Below are 23,848 nucleotides of genomic sequence, written 5' to 3'. Positions count from 1 at the left end.
GTCTCTCCAGGTCTTGAGTTGCTCGCGATACGCTGACGGCGAGCGGGGTATTGTGTTTGTTCGCTTTATCGCCCGACCGGACGGTGTGATGAAAGCCGGCGATCCTCCTTGGCGCATACTCCAGCATTGCAGTAACCATGCCAATTTTTAGTCAATTGATTTTATTGAGTTTTATTTGGCGGAGGTTGCTGGGTGATTCATTTGTGGATCACCAGTGCGGCATTGATGATTCAAAAATGGATCACTGATTCATTTGTGGATCACATTCAGGCATCATCGAGACTGTCTTCAGCGCAGTGCGAGAAAGACCTGCTGGAAAGAGCTGTTAGAAAGAGCTGCGAGAAAGACCTGCGAAAAGAAGCACAGAAAGCCCCGCCCGATTCACAGGCTCGACCATGAGGTACCCGCCATGTCAGAGCTCGACCGTCAGATTCTCAAGACCATCATCGACACCGCTCACGATCACTACTTCGTGGTCAATGCCGATGGCCAGGTGCTGGATGTCAGCCCCGGCGCCGCGGCGGTCTATGGCATGACCCGCGAGGAGCTGTGTGCCGCCAACGTGCATGACCTGGAAGCCAGTGGCGTGCTCAAGCCATCGATCAGCCTGGAGGTGCTGCGTACGGGGCGCGCGCTGCAGATGATGCAGCTCACCGCCACCGGGCGGCGAGTGGTGGCGCAGGCGCATCCGGTATTCGTCGCGGGCAAGCTTGAGTGCGTGGTCAGCCGCTCGATGGACCTCACCGATATCCAGCTGTTGCAGCAGGAATATGCTGTGCTCCAGCAGCGTTTCACGGATCACCTGTGCCGCAACTCGCGGAGCAGTGAGCTGGGCGGGGCGAGTGCGGACGAGAGTGACTGGGGGACGGTGGGGAGTGCGCGCTCAGTTGCTGAGCAGACCACCCATGACGCGCAGCAGGGGCGTGCTCTGTGCGAGCAGGCCGCGCGCGAGCAGGCGGAATGCGAAGACGCCGCGCTGGAATTGGGCGAGCTGCAGGTCAGAAGCCCCGTGATGCGGGAGATAGCGCTGCTGCTCAAGCGGGTCGCGCCCACCAACGCCACGGTATTGATGCTGGGCGAATCCGGGGTCGGCAAGACGGCCTTCGCCCATCAACTGCATCGCTGGAGCCAACGCGCCGACGGCCCCTTCATCGAGGTGAACTGCGGCGCCATTCCCGAAAGCCTGTTCGAGTCCGAGATGTTCGGTTATCAGGCCGGTGCCTTCACCGGCGCGGGTAACCGTGGCAAGGCGGGCCTGATGGAGCAGGCCGAAGGCGGCACCCTGTTCCTCGATGAAATCGGTGAGCTGCCGCTGGCCACCCAGACCAAGCTGCTCAAGGTGATTCAGGACGGAATAATCACCCGCCTGGGCGACACCACCACCCGCCGCGCCGACTTTCGGCTGGTCGTCGCCACCAATCAAGACCTCGCCGCCCGCGTGGAGCAGGGACAGTTCCGCCTCGACCTCTACTACCGCATCAATGTGCTCCCCGTCAGCCTGCCACCGCTACGCGAACGCCGCGAAGACATTCCCGCCCTGATCGAGCAACACCTCTCTCGCCTCAATCAACGTCATGGTCGCCGCAAACTCCTCGACGCCTCGTTATGGCCCATCCTCATGCGCCAGGACTGGCTCGGCAATATCCGCGAACTGGAAAACTGGCTGGAACGCGCCTGGCTCAGCGCCCCCAGTGATGTCATCGACAGCGACTCAGTAAAAACACTGCTCAACACTTGTTCCACGAATAACGCTAATGGACTAGGCAATTCATTTGGCTTCAGTAATGAAAAATCCAATGAAATAGGCGTTAATGATAGTTTTCCCACTGCCGATACCTTACATAGTGACAAATCCCTCTCAGCGCCTGCCGCTGAGGGGGCGGTAGCTATGCCAGTCCCCAAACTTGGCCCTAACGAAACCCTCAAGGAAGGCCTGGCACGTATCGAAGCACAATGGTTACACGAGATGGCGGCGGAGCTGCCCAGTACCTATGCGATAGCCAAGAGGGCAGGGATCAGTCAGCCGTCGGTGGTGAGAAAAATCAAGAAGATGAACAGATAAGGCTGGTAAAAATAATGTATATTAAACTTGCTGGCTATGTATAGCTTGTTGGATAAGTATTGCAATTGCGAAATATATATTTGATGTTATTGTTCTGCTATAGTTTATAGTGGCTATTTGTGTTAAGGGGGTGGGGCATGGAAGCTTTAATAAATGAATTGGAATTAAATCGTGATAAGGCATATTTGGTTCAGCCTCGTGTAATTGGACTACCTAAGCGTGCATTAAACTTGGTCTTGTCTAAAAATATTGAAAATTCTTATGATGCAATTCGTTTTATTCTGTATGAATTGGCAAGTGAGTCAGGAGTAGGCCCTAAGACAGTCAATGAATCAGCTCTTGCTTCTAAAGAATTTGTAGAGAAGATTAATAGTCTTTCGCTAGAGCTAGTTAAAAGTTTGAATGATCCTAGAGAGACATTTTTTGCTGCCAGTGATGGTAATATAGTTGAATGCTTTCCTGCTCTTGTTACTCTTTATTCAGAAAAAGGAATAAAAAATAGTGACAATAGGATGCTTGACATCTTGGTTAAGAGATTTGGTTTGATGGATTCTAAACAATACACTTTAGAGGAGATTGGTACTTTTTACGATGTCACTAGGGAAAGAATTCGTCAAGTTGAGGCTAAAGGTATAAAAGAGCTAAAGGGAATTTTGAAAGGCGAGATCCAGCCCAAGAAATGGAAAATTTGCGAAAAGCTTGTTGATAACTTCAATGCGTTCGAGAGTGAGATTTCAGAGTACTCTCCAATAATATCTGAAGAGGTTGTGAAATCTACATTGAGTCGAAATTTTGGCTCAAGTTTGGATGTTTCATATCTGTCTTTGTTATTGGAGGTTTTAGGTTACCGTAAAGTACCTACAGCAGTGCCGGGGTTCAGAGGCACTATCAAAGACTCTTGGTGCTCACAAGATAATTATTCTAAGGAAGAGATTGAGTTGATGTTTATGGCACTCAATTCCGTGTTTGATTATACTGAGGGGTTATCTACGTTTGATGTAATAATATTAGCGAAAAAGTTTTCTAAGAAAAGAGTCAACAAATCTATCGAGAATGATAGCTTAGAAGTTGCATTGCAATCGGTGCTAGAATTTGAAAAAGTAAGCGATATTGTAAGAGTTAAAATTTCTTATTTGAGAAGCGCTGCTGATAAGGCTTTTAGAGTGTTGGATTCAGTCAAGCAGCCTATGCATTATTCCAAGCTATGTAGAGAAATTAATTTACTTAGTAGCACAAATGATAAAGCGTACGCACCAGTATCCGAAACCAATGTGACTAATCAGCTAACAGCCGATGATAGATTCATACCTGTAGGTAAAAGTGGCTTTTGGGGTCTATCATCCAGTTCAGATATTGAAAATATAACAATAGTTCAGGCATTAGAAAGAATCCTCCATCGTACTGGCAAGCCAATGGAATATGCAGATATTCTTAGTGAGTTGAAAGAAATACGCCCTTATGCTTCTGAAAAATCCGTGGTTACTTATTTAAATGATGACTCTAAGTTTGCTAGGGTAGGTCGTAGGTTATTTGCTCTAAATTCTTGGCGCATTAAGCCATCACCAAAAGTTAAGCGGCTAAAATCAATTTCTAGTCATGATTTTGCACTAGCAGTAAAGGAGGGGCTGCAAATAGAAAATCCTCAGCCTTTTGCTACACTCATCTCTATTGTGGCTAAGTCTTTAGGTTGCTCCGAAGTGAGTGCACGCCAAAAGTTAAGATCGTTAGAAGCTATTGAGCTTAGAGATCGAGAGTCTGGCCGTGGTAAGGAGGTGTTTTGCCCAGACCTAAGTTTACTTGATGAGTTAATAAAAAATGTAGAAACTAAAAAGGTTTTGTTAAAAGATCTCGTTCAAAATGAAGTTAAATCTATTCTTTATGCAAGGCCTAATGAGCCAATACTAAAAGGTGATTTGTATCACATGGTTATATCGAATGTGAGTTGCCTTAGGCCAACATTTTATCAGTATTTAGAAAAGATGGATTCCATAGAGCAATACTCTGATAATGGGAAGCATTACGCCGTATATAAACACTACGAGCCTGATATAAGTATTAAAATAGACCCTTCGCAATATGGAGCAAATGATGAAGTTAAGAATAAGTTAGCTAGGCCACTCGGTCATTTAACAATCTCTAACGTTGACATTGCACTAGGCGAGCTAGGCTTGATATTTGAAAACTCTTTGAGGGATTATTTGAATATAAGAAGAGAAAAGGATCCCTCCCAAGTCAGTTCAAAGGAGCTTAATAATCTGGTTAGTATGATAACTTGCGCAGTAAAATTAAGGGTGGTGACCAAAGGTTATCACCTCAATACATTGCGCGAGGAGAGGAATAACCGAGCTCATGGTGAGGTTTTAGATATACATGAAAAGAAAAAGTTATTTGATAGGGCGCATTATCTGGCGGAACTTTTTGTAAAGTATATTTGTTTTTTTGAACTAAAAAAACAAAGTGAAAATGTGGTTTAAGTTTATTGTTTAATCTTTATTAAATTTTTGGGCGTGCATACTTGATTTGTAGGTTGGCTGTTGGTGGGAGTGCTGTTTAATGATAATCCATACGTCTCTGTATGATTGTTATAGTTGTTTATATTGTGCTTTTTTATAAAGGCTTATAAATTCAGCTTCCTTCCATCACCACCAAACTCCCCATTACCCCCTCACACAACGGCTTGATCTCGCTGAAGCCGTCATCGACGGCGAGGTCTGTCTTGGCTTTGGCGTAGGTGGTGCCGTCGGCGGTGGGGTGGTAGCTGGTGCAGTGCAGGCGGATCAGCTTGTCGTCGAGGAAGAGACCGTATTCGCGGGTCTGCGAGGTGATGGGCATGCCCTGGTGTCGCTGTGTCATGGCGATATCGAACCAGTAGACCTGACGGTGATCCACTCGGGTCAGGCCGGAGTCGAGCATCTGGCTGTTGATGGGCGCCCATTGCGCCAGTTGGTCCGTGGCGGCCATCACCTTGAGCTGCGCGTCGCTGACAGTCTCGCCATGCAGGTCATAGATTTCGAGGATGATCATGTCGGTGCCGGTACCCGCCTGACTCTGCCATTTCTGCACGATATGCGGCAGGCGTCCCTCGGCGGCAGACCACGAGGCGGGCAGGTGCAGCGCAAGACTGATGCCCAGTGACTTGGGATGGCCCTTGGTGTGGAACTGCTGGAAATAGCCGTCGTACAGCTCGTACACCGGCTCGATCTGATACTTGGTCGCCAGCAGAAATTCCTTGAACGGCGAGGGCAGGTATTCCCCCTGGGCGCGCAGATGAATGGCCTCGATGAAGCGGGCCGCGAAGTCGCTGGTCAGCTTGTCGGTGGTCAGTTGCGAATCCAGTTGCGTCTTTATCTGACGGCGGATGCCATCCAGCACTTCGCGTGCGTGCTCCCGCCCCATCAAGGTGGCGAGGTTGTCCGCCAGGCGATGGGTGATGTTCGGGAAGGCATTGTCGAAATAGGCGGAGGCAAGCTCTGCATCCGGCGCGAGGCCGGGATACTCCTCGGCGATGCGTGACAGGGTGATGTCCTGGGCGATGACGAAGCCGTAGGTACTGCTCAGCGTATTGATGACCTTGGGCGTGGGGCGAAACTGTGCGGCTTCGGCGCGTGCCGAGGCGCCGGGGGTGATGAGGCACAAGCTCAGGCCCAGTCCGAGCGTCAGGGCGGCGGCGGCCAGCCCGGGAATTGCCCCAAGGGAGCGTGTTACGGCAAACGCCATGCGTGACATCCTGTCAGAGTGCGATCGATTCAATCCTATCATCCGCCTACGATGACTTCTCGCGTGCTGATGATGTTCAGATGCCTAATCAGGCAGAAGTATCAGACTGCGCGTCATGCCGCGCACGCGGTTTCCCTTCAGAGAGCAGCAGACAACGATGTCCAGACGACACCAGTATTCGGTTGAACTTGAGTGGACCGGCAATCGCGGTGATGGCACCCGCCATTACACCGCCTATGAGCGTGATTTCGTGGCCCGTGTCAGTGGCAAGCCGAGCCTGGAAGGCTCCGCCGACCCCGCTTTTCGGGGCGACGCTTCCCGCTGGAACCCCGAAGACATGCTGGTGGCCTCCGTCTCGGCCTGCCACAAGCTCTGGTATCTGCACCTGTGTGCCGAGGCCGGCATTCGTGTCATGAGCTATCACGACCACGCCGAGGGCACGATGCAGGAAGGCACGCCCGCTGTTGGCAATAGTCAGGCAGAGAACGAGGGCGAGGCGGGACGTTTCACCTCCATCGTGCTGCGCCCCGAGATCACGCTGGCCGCCGGTGACGATATCGCGCTCGCCCATGAGCTGCACCACCGGGCGCATGCGCTGTGCTTCATCGCCAATTCACTGAATTTTCCGGTCAGCTGCGAGGCGGTGATCACCCATCAGTGATGGGCAGCCCTCAGCCCGTGTCCTACAACCGTGTCGGACTGACCGTGTCTTACAGACCGTGTCAGAACCCAAAAGGCCACCAGAGCGATCTGGTGGCCTTTTTTGCTTTCAGCATCTCTCTAAAGAAACAGCGTCTCGCAAGGGCATCAAGCGAGGGGATCAACACCGTGCGTTCACTTCCTCGATCAGTTTGCTGGAACCAGTGAGGTCTGGCAGGCAGGCGCCGTCGGCAATCTTCGCCAGCAGCACGTCTTCGGCTTCTTGCACCTCGATGGCGTGGCTGGCGATGGCCGAGACTTCCTCGGGCGCCATGACGATGACGCCACTTTCATCGGCAAGGATGGCATCGCCCGGATTGACGACCACGCCGCCGATGCTGACCGGCACGTTGAGTGCGCCGCCGATTCCGGCGAAGCGCGTGGTCAGTGACGCGACGCCGCGACTCCAGACCGGGAACTGCTTGTCGCGAATGGTCAGCGCATCGGTGGCCATGCCGTCGATCACCACACCGGCCACGCCGAGGCGCGAGGCGACCGTGGTCATCACGCCGCCCCAGCAGGCGCGGTGGCGATCGCCCTGTCGATGCACGATCAGCACATCGCCCGGGCGCACCAGACGCATCAGATGGTTGAGCAGGGTGCCATCTTCCGGCGGCAGCGAGACAGTGATGGCGGTACCGGCGATGCGCACCTCGGGCAGCATGCTGGCAATCGCCGGATCGACGAAGCCCCGGGTGTGGAAGTGGCCGATGGTGGCCGTCTCGCACTGCTTGAGCTGTTCCAGCCGTTCAGGCGCGACCTGCGCTGGCATGTCATTGAGTTGGTACATGAAAGTCTCTCGTCGTGGTCGGTCAGATCAGGCTGGGCAGGAAGGTCGTCAGCCACGGGGCCCAGTAGAGCATCAGCATCGCGAACAGGAAGCAGATGACGATCGGCCAGGCGGCGGCGTAGATGGTCTGCATTGGCGTCGCGGGGGCGGCGCCTTTCACCGCGAACAGGTTGTAGCCGAAGGGCGGGGTCAGACTGCCCACCGAGATGTTGATCAAAAACAGCGTCCAGAACCATACCGGATCAAAGCCATACAGCTTGACCAGCGGCGCGTAGATGGGAATCACCACCATCATGAAGGCGATCTGGTCGATGAACATGCAGGCGATCAGCGGAATCAGCATCAGGATAAGCAGCATCCACACCGGATCGAGATCCAGCCCGGTCACGCTGCTCACCAGACCGCTGGTGGCGCCGGTGAAGCTCAACAGCTGCGAGAACAGCTTCGAACACGCCAGGATCAGGATGATCATGGTGCTGACCTTGAGCGACGACATCACCGCCTCGCCGGCCATCTTGAACGAGAACTTGCGATAGTAAGCCGCGACCACCAGCGAGCCCAGCACGCCGGTGGCGGCGGATTCGGACGGCGTGGCGATGCCGAGCAGAATCAGGCCCAGCACGGCGAAGATGATGATGGTGAACGGCAGCATGTTGATCACGGCACGGCGCTTTTCCCGGGCCGTGCCTCCCCCGCTTTCATCGACGGGCGGCGCGCGGCGGGGGTCCATCGTGATGCGCACCTTCACATAGAGGATGAACAGCGCGGCCAGCAGAATGCCGGGCAGGATGCCCGCGATCAAAAGGCGTGCGATGGAGACATCGACCATCGAGCCGATGATGATCACCAAGAGGCTTGGCGGGATGATTGGTGCGAGACTCGCGCCACCCAGGATCAGGCCGATGGACAGCCTGTCGTCATAGCCGCGCTCCTGCATGGTCGGCAGCGCCGAGCGGCTGAGCATGGCGGTCACGGCCAGCGCCGAGCCGGACAGGGCACCGAACAGCGTCGAGAGGGCGACGACGAAGAAATAGAGGCGCCCCTTCATGCGGCCCATCAGGGCATCCAGCGAGTCGAAGATCACATCGATGGAGCCGGAGCGGAACAGCAGCTCCCCCATCAGCACGAACAGCGCGATGGTGGTCAGTGTCTCCGAGGTCATGCTGTCGTAGACACTGTTGGCGAACATGCCGAAACCGGCAGTGCCCATCAACCACAGCGTGCCGAGCACGTTGATGGTCAAGAAGGCGGCGAAGACGGGAATGCCGAGGGCGAACAGGCCCATCAGCAAGGCGATGGCCAGGCCCAGAGAGGTATACCATTCCATGACTCAGGGTCCTTTTCTGGTGTCGGCGGTCGCCGAAGGCGTCGCGCGGCTAGTCGAGCGGCTAAAGGCGTGGCGCAGGAAGTACAGGGCGGCGCTGATCATCGCGTAGGCGATGAAGCTGGAGACCCAGACCTTGGGAATATCGAGGCCCATGGCGGTGGTGGTGTGATACTGGAACTGACGCAGGCTTTCCTGCACGCAGATCCAACCGGCCACGGCGCAGACGGCGCCGGTCACCAGGGCGAGGAGACGATCATAGAAAGCGCGCGCGGTAGGGCCGAGGCGCTCCGGCAATACGGTGATGGCGATATGGCCATGGGTGCGTGCCAGTTCCGGCGTCGCCAGCGAAATCGAGAGGCATAGCAGATAAGCCACCATCGCGCCGGACCACAGGGTGGGCGAGTTGAAGAAGTAGCGCGCGATGACTTCCAGCCAGAAGCACAGGACGATGCCACACAAGGTGACACCGCCCAGAAGGAAGCCTGCTCGCGTCACGCCGTCATGCACACGTGCAAGCAGGGTTAGCATGGTGGATTCCTTACTCGCTGACGGTGGTCAGGTTCTTCTCGATCGCCAGTTCACGCATGGCGGTCACCGTGTCCGGGGTCTTGTCGATGCCCAGCTGCCAGATGCCGTCCGTAACGAGGGCATCCAGACGCTCGGCGTCTTCCGGCGCGAATTCGGTGGCCTGCATGCCGGCTTCGTCCAGCGCCTTCCACTCTTCGATGGCCAGTTCATCCAGGATCGGGATGATCTCGGTCTCCAGCTCGCGGCCTTCGTCGAGCAGCACTTGCTGCTGTTCCGGCGACAGGGAGTTGAAGGCGTTGAGATTCATCAGCACGAAGTTGTAGGTCTGACCGAAGGTCGGCTTGGAGTAGTAGCCGGCGACTTCCTGCCAGCCCATGTCCTTGACGCCATTCAGGCCCCAGGCCGCGCCGTCGATCACGCCACGGTCCATGGCGGAATAGACATCGCCACTGGACATCAGCACCGGCGTACCGCCCAGGCCCTTGGTGACGTTGGTGTAGGTGGGGCTGCCGCGCAGACGGCGGCCATCCAGGCCCGGCGTCCCGGTGATCGGCTCCTTCAGCACGTACTGGAAGCCGTGGCTGCCCAGCGGCGGAATCGCGATCAGCTTGAGGCCCAGGCCGTTGTAGTGCTCATCGACCATGTCCCACAGGCCGGATTCACGTGTCTGTTCCGGATTCACCGCCACGCCATCCATCGCGGCGCCGACGCCGGTGGTGTTGGTGTGGTAAGCAGCATGGGTATACAGCAGCTGGAAGACACCGGCCGCGACAGGCTGCAGCTGCTCGAAGGGCGGCACCACATCCGGGCCGGTCAGCTTGATGGTGAGGTCGGCGGCCTTGTTGGCTTCGACTTCCTTGATGAAGCGTTGGGCAATCTCGCGGGAGTAGGCAGTGGTCTGGTCGTAACTGGACAGCATGCGCAATTCGGTGGCCATGGACTGGGTGGCCGGGAGGAGTGCGAGCAGCGGGAGCAGAAGAGCGGGCTTGAGGGTTTTCATGACAGTATCCACGTTATCGTTATTGTGAGCGGGGCAGTGCATGCGGGACTTCTCGTGACCATGATGCTGCGTCCGGGAGATGCATGCGGTACCTGTCCCTGCTTCTTGTTGTGATGGTACGCCTTCAATCTATGAGGCCCTCCCTTCGCGGTCAACGAATCATCAGCCTTTTGGGCTTTCAAATTTCAATACGCAGTATTTGCCAGATTTATGTAAGAAAATATGTGTGTATTGTGCCATGACAACATGCGGGGATTGTGATGGGGAATAGGCCGATTGATGGCAGAAAAGGCAGGCAAGTCGTCGCAAGGATGGTGGGCAGTCGATCGCGAAAATCTTCCTGAAGCCATCTGCTCGCTCAGCAAGCTGGTCAAGAAGATAGTCAGTAGAATGGCGGGCATAAATCATCGAGTGAATGAAGCTGAACACAGGAAAGCCCCCGTTGCCGATGACCTCTTGTGAGTCTCGGCAACGGGGGCTCTCGGGTATTACATCACTGTCTGACACGCACTGAGTGCAACCGTTATCCTGGCCAGGCAGGTTAGTGAGTCAGCATGGCCAGTCAGCGCGCCGCGGACTCGGTCGAGAGAGTCAGGCTCGGCTTGCGCAGCGCCAGCGGCATCAGCGCCAGCGAGACCGGCAGGCCGATCATCACCGGGTGCAGGCCGAAGGGATGGCCCAGCACCTGCCAGAGCACGGCGGTGGCCAGCCCGCCCCACATCATGATCACCCCGCCACGCGGGTCTGGCGTGCGACGGCACAGTGCGACCACCGTCGGCACCAGCACACCGCAGACCAGCATTGCGCTGCCGAGAATCCAGATATCGAGCAGACGCGGTGCATAGAGTGCCAGGCCCAGTGAAATCAAGGACATGGAGACCACCGAGTGGCGGCTCATGCGCAGCATGAAGGCATCATCGCGGCCCTTCATGCGCGGCTTGATGATGTCGTTGGCAATCGAGGACGCGCCGGCGATGAAGAACGAATCGGCGCATGAGATGATGGTCGCCAGCAGCACCACGACCATGCTGACCATCAATGGCAGCGGGAGTGTCGCTTTGATGATGGCGTAGAAGGACAGGTCCGAATTGGCCACCGCGATATCCAGGCCCAGTTTCGCAAAGGCGCCGATCAGGACCACGGCAGCGCCGACCAGCAGCGTGAAGACGATGGCGACGGCGTAGCCGGTGCGTGCCGCCTTGAGGCTGCGTGCGGCCCAGAAGCGCTGCCACAGGTCCTGGCGCACGAACTGATAGGCGCCGATGGTCAGCATGTAGACTGCCAGTTCATGACCCGAAATGCCGGTCAGGCTCAGGAAGTCAGGGTTGCCTTCGGGCATGGGTGCCGCGCTGATGGACTCCCAGCTGCCGCTGGCGTAGTAGACGGTGACCAGCAGGAAGAAGATGCCCAGGGTCTGCAGGGTGCCCAGGATGGCATCTGACCAGATGACCGCCATCAGGCCGCCCAGCCATGTCTTGGCGGTCAGCAGTGCCCAGGTCAGCAGGATGCCCACCGGCAGTGCCAGGCCGAACACCAGCTTGAGCACCGTGGCCACGGCCACGAACTGCATGCCGGTGATGGCCGCGTAGGCACACAGGATACTGAGCAGGGTCGGCACCCTGACGCCTTCGCCAAAGCGACTGACCAGGAAGTCGGCCAGTGTCACCATGTTGAGGCGCTCGCCTTCGGCGTGGATCCTGCCGATGAAGAAGTACAGCGCGATGCCCGCGAAGGTCATGCCCACCGGCAGCCACAGCTGGCCCATGCCGAAGGTGTAACCCTTGGAGACGAAGCCCAGCAGGGTAGAACCGCCGACGGCGGTACCGATCAGTGTACAGATCAGCGGGAAGGTCGAGGTGGAACGGCCTGCGACATTGTAATCATCATAGGTCTTGATGTGGCGGAAGAAATAGAGCGAAAGCCCCATCAGAAATACGCCACATGCTATGATCATGATCGAGAGAATGAAGGTTTCTCTGGTATCGAACATCGTCGTGTTTTCCGCTTTATTGATTTTGTATTGATCGTCATTGCTGTCTTGAGTGAGAGGGAATATATCACTCGAGGGCAGACGTCGGTGACGCGGTGCTGACTTTATTGCTATCTGGGTGTCGGCGAGAGTGCGTTTCATTGCGCTCTTGCCGGTCGCGCCACTTTCGGGACAGGAACAATCACCATGCGACCCATACATGACACGCTGGACTGGAACCTGCTGAGAACATTCATCGTCATCGTCCAGGAGGAAAGTGTCAGTCGGGCCGCGGCGCGTCTCTACCTGTCACAGCCAGCGGTGAGTCTGTCACTCAAGCGCCTGGAAGAGCGCCTGGGGCAGCGTCTGATCGAACGGGACAGTCACAGCTTTCGCGTGACGGGGGCGGGGCAGGTGGTCTATCGCGAGGCGGTGGAGATCTACGCCAACGTGGCGCGTCTCGCCTCTGAGGTGGGCAACAGTCATACGGAGATTTCCGGGCATGTCTCGCTCCTGTTCATCACCGGCATCGAATGCCGATTCCTTGATAGCGTGTTCGCGCGCTTTCATCGCTGTTTCCCCCAGGTCACTTTCTCGATCCAGGAAATGTCCAGTCACGAGGTGCAGCAGGGTCTGCTGCAGCGCCAGGGGGCCTTGGGTATCTGTCTGGCCCAGCAGACGCCCGAGCAGCTGATGTCTCAGGTGCTGGCGCGCCAGAGCTACCGCTATTTCTGTGGTCGCATGCATCCGTTGTTCGGTCAGCAGAATCTGCCGCTGGAGGCGCTGCGCAATGAGCGTTATGTCTCCTTTGGCAGTGAGCAGCTCGATGGCGTGCTGTCACCGCTGGCGATGTTCCGCGCCCGCGAGGGCTTGCAGGGCCCGGTGATCGGTCAATCCAGCAGCCTGCAGGAAATCCGCCGCATGGTGCTGGCCGGCTGGGGAATCGGCTGCATGCCGGAACACACCGTGCGGCGCGAGATCGACGAAGGGCAGCTCTGGCCCTTGCCACCCTATGGGGGCGTGGCCGATATCGATCTGCACCTGATGTGGCATCGTGAAGCGCGTTTCAGTGCCGCCGAATCCACCTTTGTCGACTTCCTGCACAACGCGCTGGCCAAGGTGCCGCTGGAAGAACGCTTGCATCGTGGTCTCGAAATGCAACTGCCGGACACGAATGCCGTGCTGGCCAGTGACGGTGCGCCGGGTGGTGATACGCCCGCCACTTGAGTCACCTTTGAGACAAGTTCAAGACGTTGTGCTGGAGCCCGTCCTGCAGCGCGTTCTGAATGGCCCGCGCCGCTGTCACCAGACAGTCCGGGTGGCAGCGGCGCTTCGGGGGCGACCCTCGAGGGCCGACCGACGGCTCAATAGGCCAGATTGATCCAGGTGGTCTTCAGGTCGGAGTACTTGTCCAGCGCGTGCAGTGACTTGTCACGCCCGAATCCGGACTGCTTGACGCCACCGAAGGGCACGCTGATATCGCCATCGGCGTAGCAGTTGACCCACACCAGCCCCGCCTTCAAACGCCGCGAGACACGATGGGCACGTGCCAGATCCCGCGTCCACAGCCCAGCGCCCAGGCCATAGATGGAATCATTGGCCAGTTCGATGGCCTCTTCCTCGCCGCTGAAGCGGGTCACGCCCAGCACCGGGCCGAAGATTTCCTCGCGCATCACGGTGCTGTTCTGGCCGCCTTCCACGATGGTCGGCTCCAGATACCAGCCGCCGGAGGTGGCGTCGCCGGGGGCGATGGCACGGCCGCCCTGGTGCAGCGTCATGCCTTCCGATAGCGCCGTCTCGACGAAGCCGAGCACCTTCTCGTGGTGGTCCGCACTGACCAGTGCGCCCATGCGCGTGGCCGGGTCGAGCGGGTCACCGGCCGGCATGGCACGGGCGCAGGCGATCAGGCGCGGCATGAAGTCATCGAAGATGGCCTCATCGACGTACAGGCGTGAACCGGCGATGCAGACTTCGCCCTGATTGATGAAGATGGCATCGGCGGCGGCGCGAGCGGCCTGGTCCAGGTCCGGGCAATCGGCGAACACGATATGCGGCGACTTGCCGCCACACTCCAGCCACACACGCTTGAGGTTGGAGTAGCTGGCGTAGCGCATGAAGCGCTTGCCGGTCGCGGTGGAGCCGGTGAAGGCCAGCGCATCGACTTCCATGTGCAGGCCAAGCGCCTGACCCGCTACCGCGCCCAGGCCTGGCGTGACGTTGAACACGCCCGCCGGAATGCCGGCTTCATCGGCCAGCGCCGCCAGACGCAGCGCACTCAGGCTTGAGGCTTCGGCCGGCTTGAGCACCACGCTGTTGCCCAGCGCCAGCGCCGGCGCGAACTTCCAGGAGGCGATCATCAGCGGGAAGTTCCACGGCACCACCGCCGCGACCACGCCCAGCGCTTCACGGGTAATGGTGGCGTGCACGTTCTCGCCGGTAGGCGCGATCTCGTCGTAATGCTTGTCGATGGCCTCGGCGTACCAGGCCACCGAGCGCGCGGTTTCCGCCAGATCGAAGCCCAGGCTGTCGCCGATCGGCTTGCCCATTTCCAGCGTCTGCAGCAGGGCCAGTTCTTCGGCATTGTCGCTGATCAGCTGGGAAAAGCGCTGCAGCACGGCCTTGCGGGCCTGGGGGGACTGACGTGACCAGACACCGGAGTCGAAGGCGCGACGCGCGGCCATCACGGCGCGGTCGATGTCCTGCTCGGTGCAGGCGGTGACATGCGCCAGCACTTCACCGGTGGCCGGGTTATACGCCGGGAAGGTGTCGCAGCCGGTGCTTTCCACATAAGCACCGTCGATGAAGGCACGCGTCTCGAAGGTCAGCGCGGCGGCGCGCAGCTGCCAGTCGGCATGCGTCAGCGGAACGGAGGTTGCAGTGGTTGCGCTCATTGGGCGTTCTCCACGGTGTTGTGGGGCGCATTGGCTTCGTCATTGCCAGAGCTGGTGCTGACGACACCGGCACGCTTGAGCATCGCCAGCAGCAGCACGTTGGCACCGGCTTCGAGATCGGCAGGCTCGGCGTTCTCGCTCTCGTTGTGGCTGATGCCGTCTTCGCAGGGTACGAAGATCATCGCCACCGGATTGATACCGGCGATCTGCACGGCGTCGTGACCGGCGCCGGTTTCCATGTCGCGGAAGCTGAGTTCCAGCTCCTGGCTGGCGCTGCGCACCATCTCGACCAGTTCCGGCGCGAAGGGCGTCGGTGGAATGTGCTGGACCTCGATCAGTTCGACATCGACCCGCTGCCTGTCGCTCTGGTTGGCGGTGTGATGCTTGAGGCACAGCGCCTTGAGCTGGTCGTGCATCTCGGCGAGCACCGCCGGCTCCAGGTGGCGCAGGTCGACGCTGAAGCGCACCTGGCCCGGAATCACGTTGCGCGAGTTGGGATGCACATTGAATTCGCCACAGGTGACGCGACCGTTGGGCTGATAGGCATCGGCCAGCGTCAGGATGTCGCTGACCAGCGCGCAGGCGGTCTTGAGCGCATCGCGGCGGTAGGGCATCGGTGTCGGGCCGGCGTGGGCTTCCTGACCGCTGACCACCACGTCGAACCAGTGCAGACCCAGCGAGCCGGTGACGGCACCGATGGTGATCTCTTCCTGCTCCAGCACCGGGCCCTGCTCGATATGCGCCTCGAAATAGGCGCCGAAATCGTGGCTGCCCACCGGCACGTCGCCGGCATAGCCGGTGCGCGCCAGTGACGCGGCAACGCTGTCGCCGTCGCGGTCGGTGGCGGCCAGTGCCTTCTCGAGCGGAATCAGGCCCGCATGCACCCCGGACCCCATCATCACCGGCACGAAGCGGCTGCCTTCCTCGTTGGTCCAGATCACCACTTCCAGCGGGGCTTCGGTCTCGATGCCGTGCTCATCCAGCACGCGCATGACTTCCAGGCCAGCCAGCACGCCGAAGCAGCCGTCGAACTTGCCGCCGGTGGGCTGGGTGTCGATGTGGCTGCCGGTGGCGACCGGCGGCAGGCTGTCATTGCGGCCCGGGCGACGGGCGAAGATGTTGCCGATCTCGTCGACGCGCAGCGTGAGGCCTGCGGCCTCGAGCCAGCCGGTGACCAGCTCGCGGCCGGCGCGGTCTTCTTCGGTGAGTGCCAGGCGGCAGTTGCCGCCCTTGGGCGTCGCGCCGATCTCGGCCAATGTCATCAGCGCGTCCCACAGGCGCTTGCCATCGACGCGCAGGGCGAGGGAGTCCAGCACGTCTTGAGTCGCTTGAGTTGTGGATGTGCTCATGTCAGATACCTCCCTTGTCGTTGCGTGTCAGGGCGTCTTCACGGATGCCGCTGAGCAGCTTGCCCGGGGCGATGCCGTCCGGGTCATAGCGCAGCTCGATCAGGGCCGGCAGACGCTCGCGGTCGGCAAATTCCAGCGCGCGCGTGAAGCTTTCCTCGAAGTCCTCGTCCTTCTCCACCACCTGACCCAGGCCGCCGTAGGCGGTGACCAGGGCGGCGAAGTCCGGGTTGGTGAAGGTCAGCGCGATCTCGCGGCCCGGGAAGTCATTTTCCTGGTGGGCGCGGATGGTGCCCCACATGCCGTTGTTGAACACCAGCACCACGACGCCGAGGCGGTACTGCAGCGCCACACCAAGTTCCTGCAGGTTCATCTGGAAGCAGCCATCACCGGCGTAGCAGACAGCGGGGCGTTCCGGGAACTCCAGCTTGCTGGAAATGGCGGCGGGCAGGCCGTAACCCATGGAACCGACGGTCGGGGCCAGCGAGCTGCCCAGGCCACGGAAGCGCACATAGCGGTGGGCGTAGAGCGCGTAGTTGCCGGCGCCGACGCTGATGCAGCCCTTGCCATCGAGAATGCGGTCGACGGTCAGACTGACCTTGTCCAGGCTCAGCGGGCCCGGCGACGGCTGCTCTTCCAGCGTGGCTAGATAGGCGGCGCGCGCCTCGCGGGTAATGCCGGACCAGCGCGGCGCGCTATCCGGGGACAGGGTGGAGAGCGCCAGTGCAAAGCCGTTGACGTCGGTATTGATGGCCAGCGTCGGCTGATAGACGCGGCCCAGCTCTTCCGGGTCTGCGTAGATGTGCACCAGCTTCTGGGTCGGCACCGGCGACTGGATCCAGCTGTAGCCTTCGCTGGTGGCTTCGCCGATACGGGTGCCGACGGCGATCACCAGGTCACTCTCGACCAGCTGCTGACGCAGCGCATCATGCATGCCCATGCCGACGTGACCGGCGAATTGCGGCAGTTCGGCATCGACGCACTCCAGACGGCGCCAGGCGACACCGGTGGGGATATCGAAGCGCTCGGCGAAGCCTTCCAGCGCGACCTGGGCATCGCGGGTCCAGCCGCTGCCACCGACCAGCAGGAAGGGGCGCTCGGCAGTCGCGAGCAGGCGCTTGAGCTCATCGAGCTGCGGCTGACCCGGGTAGGTGGCCAGACGCGGGTGCGGCTTGACGTCCGCGACCTGGGCTTCGCCCCACAGGGTGTCTTCGGGCAGTGCCAGCACCACCGGGCCCGGACGGCCGCTGCGTGCCACCTGATAGGCACGCGCGATGTATTCCGGAATGCGCGAGGTGTCGTCGATCTGCGCGACCCACTTGGTCATCTCGCCGAACATGCGGCGGTAATCGATTTCCTGGAAGGCTTCGCGCTCGATGAAGTCGCCCCCGACCTGACCGATGAACAGGATCATCGGCGTGGAATCCTGATAGGCGGTGTGCACGGCGATGGAGGCGTTGGTGGCGCCCGGGCCACGGGTGACGAAGCACACGCCCGGCTCGTTGGTCAGCTTGCCGTAGGCTTCGGCCATGTAGCCTGCGCCACTTTCCTGGCGGCAGACGATGGGCTCGATGGAGCCCTTGTGCTCATTGAGTGCATCGATGCACGGCAGGTAGCTTTCGCCCGGCACCAAGAAGACACGCTTGGTACCGTGCAGACGGATCTGATCGACGAGAATCTGCCCGCCATTGCGCAGCGGCAGAGTGGAAGCGGAGGAAGTGTTCGCGGCCTGAGTCATGGGAGTGCTCTCGTTGTTGAGAATTCGAATGTTGAGAATTCGGATGTTGAGAAATCGGTGTTGAGACGTCGGTAGTTTTGACGCGGTAATGAATTCGGTGCGGCGCTCAGCAGGGCAGCGGCTCAGGTCTGAGGCGCGGTGCTGTCGACGGGCATCGGGTCAGCGCCGCGAGCGGGCATGAGGTCGTAAAGCGCCTCGAGCTGTTCGGGGTAGATGACGCAACGCGCCTGCAGCCCCTGCTGATTGGCCCAGTGCTGGTCGGTACCCAGCCCGTGCTTCCAGCGCCACGGGCCATCGATGGCCAGCCGGCGATGGGTCTTGCAGGCTCTCGCCAGCCGCTGACGCCACGGCTTGAGCGTCTCGGTGATGGTGGCGGCGGGCTGGTCGGGCATCAGGCCCAGATCCGTGGCCAGATCCCCGGTACCGATCAGCGCTCCCAGCAGGCGTGGCGTGTCATCGCCCGCGGCGAGCAGTTCCTCGGCGGCCAGCAGTCCGGCCTGGCTTTCCAGCGTCGCGACGCTCTTCAGGCTGCCCCGTGGCAGGTCATGCAGGGCTTCCTGCTCGGCGAGGGCGTCATCCAGCGCGGCCAGCTGGGCGCGTTGCCCGACGGCGGGCAGGAAGATGGCGGCGGGAGTCCCGGTGGGATCGCCCAGGGTGGTGCTGATCAGCTCTGCCAGCTCTTCGCGACCGCCGTGCTCCAGCAGGTTGAGGCGCACGGCCGGCCACACCTTCAGGGCACGGGCGCGTCTGGCGAAGTCGGCGAAGCGACTGATGGCAAGCTTGCGTCCGGCGGCCGGGGTGAACTCTTCGAGATCGACCACGATGGCATCGGCGCCGCTGGTGAGGGCGGCCTGCAGACGGGCGTCGTCGTCACCCGGCACGAACAGCCAGCGCTGGGGAAGCTTGTGGTCCATGGCGGTGGTCATCACTCAGCCCTCCATCAGGTTGGGCAGGAACAGCACGAGTTCCGGAATGAAGGTGATCAGCATCAGCACGGTCAGCATCGCGCCCAGCATCAGGCCCAGCGGGCGCAGCGAGTCGCTGACGTTGATGCCCGCGATGCGACAGGCGGCCATCAGGTCGATCCCCAGCGGCGGCGTATTGGCGCCGATGGCCAGATTGACGGTCAGCAGTACCCCGAAGTGCACCGGGCTGATGCCGTATTGCGCCAGCAGCGGCATCACGATGGGCGTCACGATGATGATGATTGCCACGCTTTCCATGAAGGACCCCAGTACCAGCAGCACGGCGGTCAGCAGCAGCAGGACGCTGATGCGGCTGTCGGTGAATTCGCCGATCAGCTGGGCGATGGCCTGCGGCACCTGCTCGTAGGTCAGGCCCCAGGCGAACATGCCGGCCGCACCGATGATCAGCAGGATGGCGCCGGTGGTCTCGGCGGTTGCGCGGACACTGTCCAGGAAGCCGCGCCAGGTCAGGCTGCGATAGACACAGGTGCCGATGATGATGGCGTAGAGAATCGCGGAGGCGGCGGCTTCGGTGGGCGTGAAGACCCCGAAGCGGATACCGCCGATGATCATCACCGGTACCATCAGTGCCGGCATGGCACTGAGCAGGGCGCGGCGTCGCTCGCCGGGCACACGGGCCGCGACACCGCCCGACCAGCCATGCTTGCGTGACATGTAGAGGGCGACGCCGACCAGCGCGACGGTCAGCATCAGGCCGGGGATGATGCCGCCCATGAACAGCTGGCCCACCGAGGTATTGGAGGTGGTGCCGTAGACGATCATCACGATGCTGGGCGGAATCACGGTGCCGATGGAGCTGGCGGTACCGACCAGCGCACTGCTGAAGCCCTTGTCATAGCCGTTGCGGGCCATGGTGGGCAGCAGCATGCTGCCGATGGCGATCACGTCCGCCACGCCGGAGCCGGACAGCGCGCCGAACATCATGCAGGCAAGAACCGCGACCACTGCCAAGCCGCCGCGGATGTCACCGACCATCGCCATGCACAGGCGTACCAGGCGTTCGGTCAGCCCGGCGCGGTTCATCAACTGGGCGGCGAGCACGAACAGCGGGATCGCCAGCAGGGTGAAGCTTTCCATTCCGGCCACGAACTGCTGCGCGGAGACCATCATGGGCGCGGCACCAAAGGCCAGCAGGTAGAAGAGGGCCGACATCAACAGCGCGAAGGCGATGGGAATGTCGATGAGGATGCCGAGCGCGAAGACGCCGAGCAGAGCCAGGGCGCCGAGTGTCATGGGGCATCTCCTTGGCGAGATGAAGCGTTGTCAGACGCAGTGGTATCTGTCTCGTGAATCTCGGCTGCGATGGCCGAAGGGCTCAACAGATGCTCAAGCTGGATCAGGGCCATTGCGGTGCAGCACAGCGGCACGGACAGATAGACGATACCGGCCGGAATCTGCAGCGCAGTGGTGGTCTGACGCATGGTGATGGCGGTCAGGTCCATGCCTGCCTTGGCCAGCATCATCAGCATGATCAGGATCATGACGTCAGTGATGCGGCAGGTGATGCGCTGGATACGCACCGAGCGCACCAGCAGCGGCAGCAGGCCCGCACTCAGATGCGTGCGGTTGCGGGTGCAGGACACCGCGGCCAGCAGGGTGGTCCATACCAGTACCAGCTGCGGCAACTCTTCTGCCCAGTGCGGCGGCTGACCCATGACCCAGCGCATGAAGACGGTCCAGATCACCAGTGCCGACAGCGCGGCGACTCCGCTGGCAGCCAGGGCCAGACAGCCCCGGCAGCTCCAACGTGAGAGGGTGATCATCAGGGTACGCACGGCACACAACACGGCCAGCGGCTTGACGGAGGGAGTGGCGGAAGACATCGTCACTCGCCCTTGCGGTATTGCTCGACCAGGCCCATCAGCTCAGGCCCGAAGACGTCGGTGTACTCGGCCCAGACACCCTGCACCTTGGCATTGAAGGGCGCGGTATCGACCTCGTTGACCTGCATGCCGGCCTCTTCCAGCTTGGCGACCAGCTCGGCGTCATCCTTCTGGGTCATCGCGCGCTGCTTGTCACGCCATTCGTCGGCGCTCTTCTGCACTGCCGCCTGATCCTGCTCGGAAAGCTGGTTCCAGGTGAAGTTGGACATGGTCAGACACGCCGGTGCCCAGACGTGACCGGTGAGGGAGACGTAGTCCTGCACTTCGCTGAAGGAAGAGGAATAGATGATGGCCAGCGGGTTTTCCTGGGCATCGAACACGCCCTGCTGCAGCGCGGAGTAGAGCTCACCGAAGGACAGCGGTGCGGGGCTTGAGCCCAGCGCGGTGAAGGTATCCAGACGCATCTTGTCCGGCGTGACGCGAATCTTCAGACCCGCGAGGTCTTCCGGGGTGGTGATGGGGCCACGGTTGTTGGTGACGTGACGGAAGCCGTTCTCCCACCACGACAGGATCTTCATGTTGTGCTCGTCGGCGATGTCCTCGAGCGCATCGCCCAGCTTGCCGTCATAGGCTGCGTAGGCGTGTTCGCGGTCCGGCCAGGAGTAGGGCAGTTCGACGATGCCGAAGCGCGCATCCAGCGGCTGGAAGGAACCACAGCCGATCACGCCGGCCGGCACACTGCCGATCTGCATGCCTTCGACGACGGTCTTCTCGTTGCCGAGCTGACCACTGGGGAAGACCTGGAAATTGACGCGGCCATCAGTGGCCTCGGCGACTTCCTTGGCGAAGCCTTCCGCCGCGATGTTCCAGCTATGGGTGGGCGCCAGCACGTGGCCGAGCTTGATATCCTGGGCCTGAGCGGCGCTCAGCGGCAAGGCACAGGCCACCGCGATGGCGGTGGTCAGCAGGGCTGGCTTCAACTGGACGGATTTCATCGGGACACCTCTTGGAGTTGTTATCATCGTGACAGGCGCCTCTGTGTGCGCCTTGAGCCAAGAGTGTGTTCTGCTCGTGTATTTCGGTAGTTTCGATTTTTTATTCTTGGTATTAACCAGATTTATGCTGGGTCTGGATGTCCCGCCGACCTAACGGTTCAGCGATATGTATACCGTTATCTTTCTTGTCGTCTTTTGCAGGTCTGGCAGGCCTGAGAGAAGTACAGTCATCGGGATACGCAACACAAGGCGCCCGCAAAGAAGCGAGTCTTCGCGGGCGCTGAGATATGACTGAGACTGCCTGGTTGGCGCCTCAATGTCGCCTGACTGTCGTTTAGGAACCGCTCCCGCGTCAGGCCACCGCCTTGTCCAGTGCCTGGCTGACATCGGCGATGATGTCGTCGATATGCTCGATCCCCACCGAGATGCGCACCAGATCCGCCGAGACGCCGGCCTTGGCCAGTTCTTCCTCGTTGAGCTGACGGTGAGTGGTGGAGGCCGGGTGACAGGCCAGTGACTTGGCATCGCCGATATTGACCAGGCGCAGAATCATCTGCAGCGCATCGATGAACTTGCCGCCGGCGATGCGCCCGGCTTCGGCCTTGTCGTCACCTGTCGCGTCCGTCTTGATGCCGAAACTGATGATGCCGGAGGCCTTGCCACCGGTGATCTTCTGGCAGGTGGCGTGATAGGAGCTGTCCGGCAGGGCACCGTAGTTGACCCAGCTGACGCTCGGGTGCTGTTGAAGGTATTCGGCCAGTGCGAGCGCATTGCTGCAGTGGCGCTCCATGCGCAGGCTGAGGGTTTCCAGGCCCTGCAACAGCAGGAAGGCACTCTGCGGTGACAGTGCCGCGCCGGTATTGCGCAGCGGCACCACGCGACAGCGACCGATATAGGCAGCCGGGCCGAAGGCTTCGGTGTAGACGACGCCGTGGTAGGAGGGGTCCGGCTCGTTGAGGATCGGGAAGCGGTCCTTGTTGGCGACCCAGTCGAACTTGCCGGAATCGATGATGATGCCACCCACGGTGGTCCCGTGGCCGCCGATGTACTTGGTCAGCGAATGGATCACGATATCGGCGCCGTGATCGAAGGCGCGGCACAGCACTGGCGTGGCGACGGTATTGTCGACGATGAGTGGCACGCCATGCTTGTGAGCGATCTCGGCCAGACGCGCGAGATCGACGATGTTGCCGGCAGGGTTGCCGATGGATTCGCAGAACACGGCGCGGGTCCTGTCATCGATCAGTGCTTCGAGGCCTTCGAAATCATCGAAGGCTGCCATGCGTACCTCGACCCCCTGACGCGGTAGGCTGTGGGCGAAGAGGTTGTAGGTGCCGCCATACAGCTGGCTGGTGCTGACGATGTTGTCGCCGACCTGTACCAGCGCCTGGATGGCATAGGTGATCGCCGCCATGCCGGATGACACCGCCAGCGCTGCGATACCGCCCTCGACGGCGGCCATGCGTTGCTCCAGCACGTCATTGGTCGGGTTCATGATGCGGGTATAGATGTTGCCCGGCACCTTGAGGTCGAAGAGATCCGCGCCATGCTGGGTATCATCGAAGGTGTAGGAAGTGGTCTGGTAGATCGGCACCGCCGCGGCCTTGGTGGTGGCTTCCGAGGTATAGCCGTGATGCAGGGCGAGGGATTCCAGCTTCATGTTGTCAACCGACATGACAGTGTCCTTGTGCGAGAGCGTGGCGAAGTTCTTGTTCTGTCGTGCGCTTTTCGTTCGTGCGCTTTTCGTTCGTGCTGTTTGCGATCGTGCGGCTGCGATCTGCCGCCAACACCAACAGGGGCGCATACCGCGACGACGCCCAACATTAGCAATGGGTCATCAGGATGTCTAAGCGTTTCCCGGCGCGGGCTGTGGCAGTGTCTTGAGAGCAACAGCTCGGAGATTCCACCATGGTGGGCACAGGAGACATGGATGTGACATCACAAGACATCATATGCCAGCAGAACTGGTTGCAAGGC

General features: G+C 60.0%; 18 protein-coding genes. 4 read left to right on the top strand and 14 right to left on the bottom strand.

The window, feature by feature from the left end:
• Positions 1-409: 409 nt before the first annotated feature.
• Positions 410-2,062 (top strand): sigma-54 interaction domain-containing protein, encoded by a 1,653-nt coding sequence (locus LCW13_RS09535; RefSeq protein WP_225348138.1) that lies wholly within the window; start codon positions 410-412, stop codon positions 2,060-2,062.
• Between the two features lie 137 nt (positions 2,063-2,199).
• On the top strand, positions 2,200-4,536 hold the full coding sequence (locus LCW13_RS09530; RefSeq protein ID WP_225346710.1) for a sigma factor-like helix-turn-helix DNA-binding protein: 2,337 nt from the start codon (positions 2,200-2,202) through the stop codon (positions 4,534-4,536).
• Positions 4,537-4,687: 151 nt separating this feature from the next.
• Here LCW13_RS09530 and LCW13_RS09525 read toward each other — a convergent pair whose 3' ends face one another.
• Entirely contained in the window at positions 4,688-5,779 is a 1,092-nt protein-coding gene (locus LCW13_RS09525) for a hypothetical protein (protein ID WP_153635888.1), read from the bottom strand.
• Positions 5,780-5,936: 157 nt separating this feature from the next.
• Here LCW13_RS09525 and LCW13_RS09520 point away from each other — a divergent pair, with 157 nt between their 5' ends.
• The gene (locus LCW13_RS09520) at positions 5,937-6,440 is read left to right on the top strand and encodes an OsmC family protein (RefSeq protein WP_153635887.1); all 504 of its coding nucleotides are present in this window, start codon (positions 5,937-5,939) and stop codon (positions 6,438-6,440) included.
• Positions 6,441-6,599: 159 nt separating this feature from the next.
• On the opposite strand, the gene LCW13_RS09515 is transcribed toward LCW13_RS09520, so the two are convergent.
• The 5 genes from LCW13_RS09515 to LCW13_RS09495 form a co-directional block, all read right to left on the bottom strand.
• Entirely contained in the window at positions 6,600-7,268 is a 669-nt protein-coding gene (locus LCW13_RS09515) for an RraA family protein (RefSeq protein ID WP_153635886.1), read from the bottom strand.
• A 22-nt stretch (positions 7,269-7,290) separates the two neighbouring features.
• Entirely contained in the window at positions 7,291-8,595 is a 1,305-nt protein-coding gene (locus LCW13_RS09510) for a TRAP transporter large permease (RefSeq protein ID WP_153635885.1), read from the bottom strand.
• Between the two features lie 3 nt (positions 8,596-8,598).
• On the bottom strand, positions 8,599-9,123 hold the full coding sequence (locus LCW13_RS09505; protein WP_153635884.1) for a TRAP transporter small permease: 525 nt from the start codon (positions 9,121-9,123) through the stop codon (positions 8,599-8,601).
• Positions 9,124-9,133: 10 nt separating this feature from the next.
• Positions 9,134-10,123, bottom strand: coding sequence for a TRAP transporter substrate-binding protein DctP (dctP, locus tag LCW13_RS09500; RefSeq protein ID WP_172978676.1), 990 nt, complete (start codon positions 10,121-10,123; stop codon positions 9,134-9,136).
• A 562-nt stretch (positions 10,124-10,685) separates the two neighbouring features.
• Positions 10,686-12,113, bottom strand: coding sequence for a sodium:solute symporter family protein (locus tag LCW13_RS09495; RefSeq protein WP_153635882.1), 1,428 nt, complete (start codon positions 12,111-12,113; stop codon positions 10,686-10,688).
• 186 nt (positions 12,114-12,299) lie between these two features.
• Here LCW13_RS09495 and LCW13_RS09490 point away from each other — a divergent pair, with 186 nt between their 5' ends.
• Entirely contained in the window at positions 12,300-13,319 is a 1,020-nt protein-coding gene (locus LCW13_RS09490) for a LysR family transcriptional regulator (protein WP_153635881.1), read from the top strand.
• Positions 13,320-13,456: 137 nt separating this feature from the next.
• On the opposite strand, the gene LCW13_RS09485 is transcribed toward LCW13_RS09490, so the two are convergent.
• The 8 genes from LCW13_RS09485 to LCW13_RS09450 form a co-directional block, all read right to left on the bottom strand.
• Entirely contained in the window at positions 13,457-14,983 is a 1,527-nt protein-coding gene (locus LCW13_RS09485; protein ID WP_225346709.1) for an aldehyde dehydrogenase, read from the bottom strand.
• Positions 14,980-16,332, bottom strand: coding sequence for a Zn-dependent hydrolase (locus LCW13_RS09480; protein ID WP_153635879.1), 1,353 nt, complete (start codon positions 16,330-16,332; stop codon positions 14,980-14,982). Before LCW13_RS09480 ends, LCW13_RS09485 begins: the two co-directional genes overlap by 4 nt.
• A gap of 1 nt (position 16,333) precedes the next feature.
• A complete protein-coding gene (locus tag LCW13_RS09475; RefSeq protein WP_153635878.1) occupies positions 16,334-18,067 on the bottom strand; it encodes a thiamine pyrophosphate-binding protein in 1,734 nt (577 codons plus the stop codon).
• 122 nt (positions 18,068-18,189) lie between these two features.
• A complete protein-coding gene (locus tag LCW13_RS09470; protein WP_153635877.1) occupies positions 18,190-18,993 on the bottom strand; it encodes an aldolase/citrate lyase family protein in 804 nt (267 codons plus the stop codon).
• A gap of 3 nt (positions 18,994-18,996) precedes the next feature.
• Positions 18,997-20,286, bottom strand: coding sequence for a TRAP transporter large permease (locus LCW13_RS09465; RefSeq protein WP_054556959.1), 1,290 nt, complete (start codon positions 20,284-20,286; stop codon positions 18,997-18,999).
• Positions 20,283-20,876 (bottom strand): TRAP transporter small permease, encoded by a 594-nt coding sequence (locus tag LCW13_RS09460; protein ID WP_225346708.1) that lies wholly within the window; start codon positions 20,874-20,876, stop codon positions 20,283-20,285. Before LCW13_RS09460 ends, LCW13_RS09465 begins: the two co-directional genes overlap by 4 nt.
• 2 nt (positions 20,877-20,878) lie before the next feature.
• The gene (locus tag LCW13_RS09455) at positions 20,879-21,871 is read right to left on the bottom strand and encodes a TRAP transporter substrate-binding protein (protein WP_153635876.1); all 993 of its coding nucleotides are present in this window, start codon (positions 21,869-21,871) and stop codon (positions 20,879-20,881) included.
• A gap of 352 nt (positions 21,872-22,223) precedes the next feature.
• Entirely contained in the window at positions 22,224-23,531 is a 1,308-nt protein-coding gene (locus LCW13_RS09450; RefSeq protein ID WP_225348137.1) for an O-acetylhomoserine aminocarboxypropyltransferase/cysteine synthase family protein, read from the bottom strand.
• Positions 23,532-23,848: the final 317 nt, after the last annotated feature.

It is taken from the genome of Cobetia amphilecti, assembly GCF_020217465.1.
Classification (GTDB): domain Bacteria; phylum Pseudomonadota; class Gammaproteobacteria; order Pseudomonadales; family Halomonadaceae; genus Cobetia; species Cobetia amphilecti.
The sequence above is the reverse complement of the archived record's forward strand: the minus strand, read 5'-3'. Positions and strand labels throughout refer to the sequence as shown.

Excerpts from the sequence above, each read along its gene's own strand:
- LCW13_RS09510 (WP_153635885.1), bottom strand. The coding sequence starts at position 8,595 with ATGGAATGGTATACCTCTCTGGGCCTGGCCATCGCCTTGCTGATGGGC.
- LCW13_RS09455 (WP_153635876.1), bottom strand. The coding sequence starts at position 21,871 with ATGAAATCCGTCCAGTTGAAGCCAGCCCTGCTGACCACCGCCATCGCG.
- LCW13_RS09530 (WP_225346710.1), top strand. The coding sequence starts at position 2,200 with ATGGAAGCTTTAATAAATGAATTGGAATTAAATCGTGATAAGGCATAT.
- LCW13_RS09495 (WP_153635882.1), bottom strand. The coding sequence starts at position 12,113 with ATGTTCGATACCAGAGAAACCTTCATTCTCTCGATCATGATCATAGCA.
- LCW13_RS09480 (WP_153635879.1), bottom strand. The coding sequence starts at position 16,332 with ATGAGCACATCCACAACTCAAGCGACTCAAGACGTGCTGGACTCCCTC.
- LCW13_RS09505 (WP_153635884.1), bottom strand. The coding sequence starts at position 9,123 with ATGCTAACCCTGCTTGCACGTGTGCATGACGGCGTGACGCGAGCAGGC.
- LCW13_RS09520 (WP_153635887.1), top strand. The coding sequence starts at position 5,937 with ATGTCCAGACGACACCAGTATTCGGTTGAACTTGAGTGGACCGGCAAT.
- LCW13_RS09450 (WP_225348137.1), bottom strand. The coding sequence starts at position 23,531 with ATGAAGCTGGAATCCCTCGCCCTGCATCACGGCTATACCTCGGAAGCC.
- LCW13_RS09515 (WP_153635886.1), bottom strand. The coding sequence starts at position 7,268 with ATGTACCAACTCAATGACATGCCAGCGCAGGTCGCGCCTGAACGGCTG.
- LCW13_RS09485 (WP_225346709.1), bottom strand. The coding sequence starts at position 14,983 with ATGAGCGCAACCACTGCAACCTCCGTTCCGCTGACGCATGCCGACTGG.
- LCW13_RS09525 (WP_153635888.1), bottom strand. The coding sequence starts at position 5,779 with ATGGCGTTTGCCGTAACACGCTCCCTTGGGGCAATTCCCGGGCTGGCC.
- LCW13_RS09475 (WP_153635878.1), bottom strand. The coding sequence starts at position 18,067 with ATGACTCAGGCCGCGAACACTTCCTCCGCTTCCACTCTGCCGCTGCGC.
- LCW13_RS09490 (WP_153635881.1), top strand. The coding sequence starts at position 12,300 with ATGCGACCCATACATGACACGCTGGACTGGAACCTGCTGAGAACATTC.
- LCW13_RS09470 (WP_153635877.1), bottom strand. The coding sequence starts at position 18,993 with ATGACCACCGCCATGGACCACAAGCTTCCCCAGCGCTGGCTGTTCGTG.
- dctP (WP_172978676.1), bottom strand. The coding sequence starts at position 10,123 with ATGAAAACCCTCAAGCCCGCTCTTCTGCTCCCGCTGCTCGCACTCCTC.
- LCW13_RS09535 (WP_225348138.1), top strand. The coding sequence starts at position 410 with ATGTCAGAGCTCGACCGTCAGATTCTCAAGACCATCATCGACACCGCT.
- LCW13_RS09465 (WP_054556959.1), bottom strand. The coding sequence starts at position 20,286 with ATGACACTCGGCGCCCTGGCTCTGCTCGGCGTCTTCGCGCTCGGCATC.
- LCW13_RS09460 (WP_225346708.1), bottom strand. The coding sequence starts at position 20,876 with ATGTCTTCCGCCACTCCCTCCGTCAAGCCGCTGGCCGTGTTGTGTGCC.